At 59.4% G+C, this 7709-nt stretch carries 11 protein-coding genes; 8 read left to right on the top strand and 3 right to left on the bottom strand.

Annotation, left to right across the window (positions count from 1 at the left end; genetic code table 11):
• Positions 1-143: 143 nt before the first annotated feature.
• Together ACMWKK_RS13830 and ACMWKK_RS13825 are read right to left on the bottom strand one after the other, a co-directional pair.
• Positions 144-914, bottom strand: a complete 771-nt coding sequence (locus ACMWKK_RS13830) for a hypothetical protein (protein WP_112780301.1) — start codon at positions 912-914, stop codon at positions 144-146.
• A gap of 1 nt (position 915) precedes the next feature.
• Complete coding sequence (locus tag ACMWKK_RS13825) at positions 916-1113, bottom strand: hypothetical protein (protein ID WP_045329000.1); 198 nt, start codon at positions 1111-1113, stop codon at positions 916-918.
• A 257-nt stretch (positions 1114-1370) separates the two neighbouring features.
• On the opposite strand from ACMWKK_RS13825, the gene ACMWKK_RS13820 reads away from it, so the two are divergent.
• The 8 genes from ACMWKK_RS13820 to ACMWKK_RS13785 are packed head-to-tail and all read left to right on the top strand — an operon-like array spanning position 1371 to position 7251.
• On the top strand, positions 1371-1805 hold the full coding sequence (locus ACMWKK_RS13820) for a nuclear transport factor 2 family protein (protein WP_045328999.1): 435 nt from the start codon (positions 1371-1373) through the stop codon (positions 1803-1805).
• The gene (locus ACMWKK_RS13815; protein WP_112780300.1) at positions 1802-2521 is read left to right on the top strand and encodes an SDR family NAD(P)-dependent oxidoreductase; all 720 of its coding nucleotides are present in this window, start codon (positions 1802-1804) and stop codon (positions 2519-2521) included. Before ACMWKK_RS13820 ends, ACMWKK_RS13815 begins: the two co-directional genes overlap by 4 nt.
• The gene (locus tag ACMWKK_RS13810; protein ID WP_112780299.1) at positions 2518-3777 is read left to right on the top strand and encodes an NAD(P)/FAD-dependent oxidoreductase; all 1260 of its coding nucleotides are present in this window, start codon (positions 2518-2520) and stop codon (positions 3775-3777) included. The genes ACMWKK_RS13815 and ACMWKK_RS13810 overlap by 4 nt, the downstream gene beginning before the upstream one ends.
• A 1-nt stretch (position 3778) precedes the next feature.
• A complete protein-coding gene (locus ACMWKK_RS13805; RefSeq protein WP_112780298.1) occupies positions 3779-4501 on the top strand; it encodes a DUF1365 domain-containing protein in 723 nt (240 codons plus the stop codon).
• Positions 4498-5718 carry an SAM-dependent methyltransferase gene (locus ACMWKK_RS13800; RefSeq protein WP_112780297.1) on the top strand — a complete coding sequence of 407 codons (1221 nt, stop codon included), beginning with the start codon at positions 4498-4500 and terminating at the stop codon, positions 5716-5718. The genes ACMWKK_RS13805 and ACMWKK_RS13800 overlap by 4 nt, the downstream gene beginning before the upstream one ends.
• Positions 5715-6200 carry a DUF2878 domain-containing protein gene (locus ACMWKK_RS13795; RefSeq protein ID WP_045328994.1) on the top strand — a complete coding sequence of 162 codons (486 nt, stop codon included), beginning with the start codon at positions 5715-5717 and terminating at the stop codon, positions 6198-6200. Before ACMWKK_RS13800 ends, ACMWKK_RS13795 begins: the two co-directional genes overlap by 4 nt.
• Positions 6197-6721 (top strand): hypothetical protein, encoded by a 525-nt coding sequence (locus ACMWKK_RS13790; RefSeq protein ID WP_112780296.1) that lies wholly within the window; start codon positions 6197-6199, stop codon positions 6719-6721. The genes ACMWKK_RS13795 and ACMWKK_RS13790 overlap by 4 nt, the downstream gene beginning before the upstream one ends.
• The gene (locus ACMWKK_RS13785; RefSeq protein ID WP_045328992.1) at positions 6718-7251 is read left to right on the top strand and encodes a DUF3833 domain-containing protein; all 534 of its coding nucleotides are present in this window, start codon (positions 6718-6720) and stop codon (positions 7249-7251) included. Before ACMWKK_RS13790 ends, ACMWKK_RS13785 begins: the two co-directional genes overlap by 4 nt.
• Here ACMWKK_RS13785 and ACMWKK_RS13780 read toward each other — a convergent pair.
• A complete protein-coding gene (locus tag ACMWKK_RS13780; RefSeq protein WP_045328991.1) occupies positions 7248-7706 on the bottom strand; it encodes a DMT family transporter in 459 nt (152 codons plus the stop codon). The genes ACMWKK_RS13785 and ACMWKK_RS13780 overlap by 4 nt on opposite strands.
• Between the last annotated feature and the right edge of the window lie 3 nt (positions 7707-7709).

Genomic DNA, 7709 nt, shown 5'->3' with positions numbered 1-7709 from the left:
TCATCTTTAACGGGATAACGCTTGCGTACTACGACCGAAAAACCCAGAGTGTGATCCGGATAGACTAAAAGTGTTACCTATGTTCCCGGTCTGATCTGTCACCTATGTATCCGGTCATACAGCAGCGCCACCCGGCTTCAGCATCAACGCTCTTTCTCATCCCGCTGAGCCAGCGACAGCGCGCTGGCGCTGGCAGGATCGAACAGCGAGATGCTCTCAATCTGATTGAGCAAAATCACCTTGCGGAACGACATGGCGCTGCGGGGTTCTGAGTCGAGCGTGATGTCATGCTCCGCGTACCACTTGCTATAATTATTTTCGATGCGCAGGTTCATCGTCTTCGCGTCTCGGTACCCGCTCAACATCGGGATCAGCACGATATTGGCGGTTTTTTCATATTCCAGCGTCGCGGTGTGGATCATGCCGACGTAAATCCGTCTCGACCGGAGCGTCACCTGCGCCAGCTCGCCTTGCTCCATGCACTGGTACAGCAGTTGTTCAATACCGCTCGACTGGGCAAGACGCTGGTAGAGCTTTTTCCGGCTTTCGCCGTCCAGCCTGGCGCTGCCCGCCCAGTTAGAGCGGTAAAGGCAAAACAGAATGGCAAATGCCAGCATCACGACCACCGGCGCCTGAATGCCTAAAAAACTCCAGTTCATAAAGTCGATTTGCCAGTCGGTGTATTTCGGTGAGGCAAAGTGAAAGGCGTTATTGGCGGCGGAAAGGGCGAGCAGCAGCAGCCAGAGCAGCCCCGTGGCGATCACGCCCTGCAGAACGAAAATACAGCCGTACAGCGCGACCAGAAAATAGACGTCCCAGCCGAAGGAGCGCTTGATTTTAAAGCGGGTCGACAGATCGCGACTGGTGTACCAGTACCCGCACACCATCAGCACCATGAATATCGCCGTTCCCATATCAGGCCCTCTTCAGCGTGTTGACGTGGCGCAGAAAATCCTGCCGCACCTCGTTGCTTTTGTAGTTCACCGAGGCGTTCCCATCCTGATCGATAATGATGCGATCGCCGTCTTCAACGGCCTCAATAATTTCCTGCTGGCTCATCACCTGGAGCAAGGATTCGGGGCTTGAAAATAGCGAGAAGAAGAACCGTCTCATGTCAGGCATCCTTATGAATCTAAAAGAATAAGCCTGGAAGAGGATGGGAGGATTTGCCTTAAGGTTAAACTGAAAAACAATGCCGGGTGGCGGCTACGCCTTACCCGGCCTACAAAAGCCACTTTTTGCCTGAAATTAACTTATTGATATTTCTCAAATATAAAAAATAGATACTTACAAACTTGGACAAATAACAGTAATTGTGTAAGTTTTAATTATGCGATTACGCCACGTTGTATACAGCCAGGATGTGACCCATGAGCACGTTGCCCTCTGTCGTGAGTCGGTTTGTTGATTACTATGCCGCACTGGATAGCCAGCCGCCGTCCGCGCTGGTCGGGCTTTACCATTCAAATGCCACGCTTATCGATCCGTTCGGCGAGCATGACGGAATATTCGCGCTTCAGCGCTATTTCACTCATCTGCTGGCCAACGTCGAGCACTGCCGTTTTACCATCGATTCGCCTCTGATCGACGGAAGTCGGTTTGTCGTTACCTGGGTGATGCACTGGTCGCACCCGCGTATTGCCGGGGGAGAGCCGCTCGAACTGCCGGGCTGTTCGGTGGTGGAGACGGAAAACGATCTCATCACGCGCCAGCGGGACTATTACGATGCGGGAGAGATGATCTACGAACATCTTCCTCTGCTGGGCTGGGCGGTTCGCGGCGTCAAGCGGAGGGTCAAATCATGAAAACGGTACTGATTACCGGCGCTAGCTCGGGGATTGGCGCCGGGCTGGCGAAATCCTTTTCCGCTGACGGCTACCATGTGATTGCCTGCGGGCGAGATCCGGCGCGTCTGGAAGCCCTGCATCAAACCTGTCCCAACCTCACCGTTCGCCTGTTCGATATGACAGACAGGGACGCCTGTCGCCAGGCGCTGACCGGCAGCTACGCCGATCTGATTATTCTCTGCGCCGGTACCTGCGAATATCTCGACGGAGGCGTGGTGGATGCGGCGCTGGTGGAGCGGGTGATGGCGACAAATTTCCTCGGCCCGGTGAACTGTCTTGAGGCGCTTCAGCCGCAGCTGGTCGCGGGCAACCGCGTGGTGCTGGTGAGCTCCATGGCCCACTGGCTGCCTTTCCCACGGGCTGAGGCCTACGGCGCGTCCAAAGCGGCGCTGAGCTGGTTTGCCGAGAGCCTGCGCCTGGACTGGGAGCCAAAAGGGATTGCCGTCACGGTCGTCTATCCGGGCTTTGTTGATACGCCGCTGACGCAAAAAAACGATTTTGCCATGCCGGGCAGGGTGAGCGTTGACGCGGCGGTCAGGGCGATCCGTACCGGGCTGGCGGCAGGGGAAATGCACATCGCGTTTCCCACCGGGTTTGGCTTCATTTTGCGGCTGCTCTCCGGGCTACCCGCGTTTCTTCAGCGCGTGCTGCTGCGCAGGATGGTGCGTTCATGAATATTGCGATTATCGGCAGCGGTATCGCCGGGCTGACCTGCGCCTGGCGGCTGGCCGGACACCATCAGGTAACCTTGTTCGAGGCGGGATCCACGCCGGGCGGCCATACCGCAACGGTGGACGTATCGACGCCGCAGGGTAACTATGCGATAGACACCGGGTTTATCGTCTACAACGATCGGACCTATCCGCGCTTTATGGGGCTGCTCAGCGAGCTGGGCATCAGCGGGCAAAAAACGCAGATGAGCTTTTCGGTGCACAATCCGGCGACGGGGCTTGAGTACAACGGCCACACGCTGACGTCGCTGTTTGCCCAGCGCCGAAACCTGGTGAATCCGGCATTCTGGCGGCTGCTCGGCGAGATCGTCCGCTTCAATCGTCTGGCAAAACAGGCGCTGGAGGGGGAGGTCGACCCTAACGCCACGCTGGAGACGTTTTTGCAACAGCACGCCTTCACGCCGTTTTTTGCGCGCCACTACATTCTGCCGATGGGTGCCGCCATCTGGTCGTCATCGCTGCAGGAGATGAAGCGTTTCCCGCTGCCGCTCTTTTTACGTTTCTTCCAAAACCACGGCCTGCTGGATATTACCCAGCGCCCGCAGTGGTACGTGGTGCCGGGCGGCTCGCGGGAGTATATCCGCGCCATGCTCGACAAGCTGGGGAACCGACTTACGCTTCACCTCAACGCGCCGGTACAGCGTGTGGCCCGCCATGAGGACGGTGTCACTCTCCAGCTTGAAACCGGTAGCCATACCTTCGATCGGGTGATATTTGCCTGCCACTCCGCCAGCGCCCTGGCGATGCTGGACGACCCGACGCCCGCCGAGCGGGAGGTGTTAGGGGATATCGGCTGGCAGCGCAACGAGGTCGTTTTACACAGCGACCCGCGCTGGCTGCCGGTGCGCAAGCGCGCGTGGGCCAGCTGGAACTACCGTCTGAGCGAGCAGGACCAGGCCAGCGCCTGCGTGACTTACAACATGAACATTCTGCAGGGGCTGCCAGAGGGGAGTCCGCTGTTCTGCGTCACCCTGAATCCGGACGCGCCGGTGGATGAGGGCTTCGTTCTGCGGCGCTTTGTCTATGAGCATCCGCTGTTCAACCCGCAAAGCTGGCGGGCGCAGGCGCGGCGCGGCGAGATCAACGGTCACCGGCGGAGCTGGTACTGCGGCGCCTACTGGTACAACGGTTTTCATGAAGACGGCGTGCGCAGCGCGCTGGACGTGGTTAATGCCATCGCCGCCGGGGAGGGGAACTGAGATGAACAGCTGCCTCTATCAGGGCGTACTGCGCCACCGCCGCCTTCAGCCGAAAAACCACGAATTCAGCTACAGCGTCTTTATGGCCTGGCTGGATCTTGATGAGCTGCCGCTGCTGCCGTCCGTCGGGGTGCGGCGCAATCGCTTTGCCGCCGCCTCGTTCCATGACGCGGACTATCCGCTCGGCGCGCCGCTCAGAGAGAACGTGCTGAGCAGGCTGGAGACCCTGACCGGCGAACGTCCGGACGGGCGGGTCATGCTTCTGACGCAGCTGCGCTACTTCGGCTTTCACTTCAATCCGGTCAACTTTTATTACTGCTACGACGGGAAGGAGACGCTGCGCTGGGTGCTGGCGGAGGTGCGTAACACACCGTGGAACGAACGCCATTACTATGCCGTCAACGGACAGGATGCGCAGCCCACGGAAAAAGCGTTTCACGTGTCCCCCTTCAATCCAATGGACATGATCTACCACTGGCGCTTTAACGATCCGGATAACACGCTGCATATGCATATTGAAAACCATCAGGACGAGAAGGTCTTTGACGCCACGCTGGCGCTGCGTCGGGAGCCGTTGACGCGCCCGGCGCTGCGCGCATTGCTGCTGCGCATCCCCCTGATGACTCTGAAAACCGTTTTTGCCATTTACTGGCAGGCGCTGCGGCTGTGGCTCAAGCGCGTGCCGCTGTATAACCATCCCGTCAGCAGGAGTGAACGCTCATGACCGATCCCGTCTTTGCGCTAGAACCCGATATCCCGCGCAACGTCCGCATCGCGCGATGGCTGCTGTTTCGTCTGTTAAGCGGTATCCGCGGCGGCTCGCTCACCCTGCGTGAAGGGGCACAGACCTTTCATTTTGGTGAGGCATCCTCCGGTCTGCATGCCGACGTGCAGATCCTCACGCCCGGCGTCTACTGGCGCGTCTTAACGGGCGGTAGCCTTGCTGCGGCAGAGGCCTGGATGGACGGCGAATGGGAAACCGCGCAGCTCACGCCGCTTCTGGAGCTGCTGGCCATTAATGGCGAGGTGCTTGGCCGTCTGGAAAAAGGCTTTCGCCTGCTCGGGCGACCGCTGGAGCGGCTGCGCCACTGGACGCGGCGTAATTCCCGCGCCCAGGCGCGCGAAAATATTGCCGCCCATTACGATCTGGGCAACACCTTTTATGCCCACTTTCTGGATGAGGAGCTGCTTTACTCCAGCGCGCTGTTTACCGCTGACGAGCAGGATCTCACGGCGGCTCAGCAGGCCAAAATGGCGCGTCTGTGCGATCAGCTGGCGCTAGGCCCGGCTGACCATCTGCTGGAAATCGGCACCGGCTGGGGCGCGATGGCGGAATTCGCCGCCCGTCGCTACGGCTGTCGGGTGACCACCACCACGCTGTCGCAGGAGCAATACAGCTGGGCGACCGAGCGGATCGCCCGCGCCGGGCTGCAGGATCGGGTCGAGGTGCTGCTCTGCGACTATCGCGATCTCACCGGGCAGTACGACAAGCTGGTCTCTATAGAGATGATCGAAGCCGTGGGGAAACGCTATCTGCCCACGTTCTTCCGCACCTGCCAGGCGCGGCTGCGTCCCGGTGGGCGGATGGCGATTCAGGCCATTACCATTCAGGACCAGCGCTATCGCGACTACAGCAAAAGCGTCGATTTCATCCAGCGCTACATTTTTCCCGGCGGCTTCCTGCCGAGCATTACGGCGATGAACGAGCTGATGACGCGCCACACCGATTTCGTGGTGCGCAACCTCTTCGACATGGGGCCAGACTATGCCCGCACGCTGGCACACTGGCGACAGCGCTTTGTCCACGCCTGGCAGGAGATTGAAAAGCTTGGCTTCGATGACCGGTTCCGCCGGATGTGGCTGTACTACTTTGGCTACTGCGAAGCCGGGTTCAACGCTCGCACCATCAGCGTGGTGCAGCTGACCGCCGAGCGCGTATGAGACGTTACCTTCAGGTCTTCCTGCTTGCCGTCGCGTTCGATCTTTACTGGGCGCTGGTGGTGGTCTTTCGCGAACAGGGCCTGATTATCTGGTTTGCGCTGGCGATTCTGGCGTGCCTGCTTTTGCCGTCAACGTACCGTTTTTACGCTCTCGGGCTTGCGGCGGCGGGCAGCCTGCTTGACGCGGTCTGGGCCTTGACAGGGCTGATTGCCTTCACGGGCGAGTCCGTAATGCCGTTATGGATGGTGGCGCTGTGGCTGATGTTCGCCACGGTCTGGACGCAGCTGACGCGCACCACCACGTTACCCGGCTGGCTGCTGACGCTGCTGGCGGCCGCGGGCGGGCCGGTGGCCTACCTGTTTGGCGAGCGGCTGGGGGGCATCACGTTTCTGGAGCCAACCTTTATCGTCGTCAGCTGGATGGCGCCGGGCTGGCTGGTGCTAATGCTGTTTTTCCACCTGCTAATGGGGAGACAAAAATGAGAGCTGCGGTTCTGCTGTTTTGGCTGGCGCTGGTGGTTCCCGCTGCGCAGTCCGCCGACTGGCTGGCCTGGCGCAAAGTGGGCGACGCCACGCTCACCTGGGGACCGTTCACCGTCTACACTTCCCAGCTGCGCACGCCGGACGGCCGTTACACCCGGGAGAATCAGGATCAGGCGCTGATTATTACCTATGCGCGCGACATCGATCGCAGCGAGCTTGTTGAAGCGACCCGCGACCAGTGGCAGGCGCAGGGGATCCTGGCGCAGGAGCCGCAAAGCGAAGCCTGGCTGCGGATGCTTGAGTCGCTGTGGCCAGATGTCCGGCCGGGCTCGCAGCTGGCGTTTGTTCTCACTGATAAGCAGGGGCAGTTCTGGTACCGGGAACCGTCGACCCAGAAAACCTTTATCCCGCTCGGACCGCGCCAGTCAGAAGCGTTCAGCACCCGCTTTCTGGCCATCTGGCTCAGTCCCCGCACGCAATATCCTGAACTGCGTCAGCAGTTAATCGGAGGCCAAAAATGAAACGTATCCTGATGATGGCGCTGGCATTCACGATGCTGCTGGCGGGCTGTAGCACCGAGGTGGCCGAGTATAAACAGCAGCAGCCACGGCTTGATATCTTCAATTACTTCCAGGGCAAAACCGAAGCGTGGGGCATGGTGCAGGATCGCAGCGGTAAACAGCTCCGCCGCTTTCACGTTGAGATTGCCGGAGATGTTATCGGCGATACGCTTACGCTGAATGAGCACTTTGTCTACGACGATGGCGAGAGGCAGCAGCGGGTCTGGCACATCCGTCGGCTGGGGAACGATCGCTACGAGGGAACCGCGGGAGATATTGAAGGGGTTGCCACCGGGCAGGCCGCGGGTAACGCCTTTAACTGGCATTACAGCATGAACGTAAAGGCCAACGGCAGCACGTGGCTGCTGAAGTTTGACGACTGGATGTACCTGCAGGATGAGACGCATCTGTTTAATAAAACCGAGCTGAAGAAACTGGGCGTCACCGTCGCCACGGTGACGCTGTTCTTTACCAGGAAGACGCAGGCTTAGTCGCGGATGTTGCCGGTTTTGCTGCTGGAATAAATAAAGTACAAGGCAATCCCCAGGCAAACGACCGCGCCCAGACGGCTCAATGAAAACGGAATGGCGGGATTGTTCAGCCAGCCAAAGTTATCAATCAGCATGCTCATGGCGAGCTGGCCGAAGATCACCGCCACCGTGGCGACGGCGGTGCCGATGCGCTGCACGGCAAGTACCATAATGACGATATAGGGCACGCCAAACATCGCGCCGAGGAGCTGCCATTTTGGCACGTCCAGAAGCGTGGCCGCCTGCTTAGGCTCAAAGAAGAAGATGAGCAGGGCGGTCACCAGCGCGCCGACGGAAAAGGTCAGAAACGCGCTTTTAAACACGCCCACGCTGTTGCCGAGCTGGCCGTTAATGGCGGCCTGAATGCTCAGCGTCGCGCCGCCGCAGACGGCCAGAAGAATCATAATCAGTGTCATACG

The organism is Enterobacter sp. 01-M-03-SI-ECC (assembly GCF_047530215.1).
Classification (GTDB): domain Bacteria; phylum Pseudomonadota; class Gammaproteobacteria; order Enterobacterales; family Enterobacteriaceae; genus Enterobacter; species Enterobacter chengduensis.
The sequence above is the reverse complement of the archived record's forward strand: the minus strand, read 5'-3'. Positions and strand labels throughout refer to the sequence as shown.

Coding starts and splice junctions, on each gene's coding strand:
- ACMWKK_RS13785 (WP_045328992.1), top strand. CDS start 6,718: ATGAAACGTATCCTGATGATGGCGCTGGCATTCACGATGCTGCTGGCG.
- ACMWKK_RS13815 (WP_112780300.1), top strand. CDS start 1,802: ATGAAAACGGTACTGATTACCGGCGCTAGCTCGGGGATTGGCGCCGGG.
- ACMWKK_RS13795 (WP_045328994.1), top strand. CDS start 5,715: ATGAGACGTTACCTTCAGGTCTTCCTGCTTGCCGTCGCGTTCGATCTT.
- ACMWKK_RS13820 (WP_045328999.1), top strand. CDS start 1,371: ATGAGCACGTTGCCCTCTGTCGTGAGTCGGTTTGTTGATTACTATGCC.
- ACMWKK_RS13830 (WP_112780301.1), bottom strand. CDS start 914: ATGGGAACGGCGATATTCATGGTGCTGATGGTGTGCGGGTACTGGTAC.
- ACMWKK_RS13825 (WP_045329000.1), bottom strand. CDS start 1,113: ATGAGACGGTTCTTCTTCTCGCTATTTTCAAGCCCCGAATCCTTGCTC.
- ACMWKK_RS13790 (WP_112780296.1), top strand. CDS start 6,197: ATGAGAGCTGCGGTTCTGCTGTTTTGGCTGGCGCTGGTGGTTCCCGCT.
- ACMWKK_RS13805 (WP_112780298.1), top strand. CDS start 3,779: ATGAACAGCTGCCTCTATCAGGGCGTACTGCGCCACCGCCGCCTTCAG.
- ACMWKK_RS13810 (WP_112780299.1), top strand. CDS start 2,518: ATGAATATTGCGATTATCGGCAGCGGTATCGCCGGGCTGACCTGCGCC.
- ACMWKK_RS13800 (WP_112780297.1), top strand. CDS start 4,498: ATGACCGATCCCGTCTTTGCGCTAGAACCCGATATCCCGCGCAACGTC.
- ACMWKK_RS13780 (WP_045328991.1), bottom strand. CDS start 7,706: ATGACACTGATTATGATTCTTCTGGCCGTCTGCGGCGGCGCGACGCTG.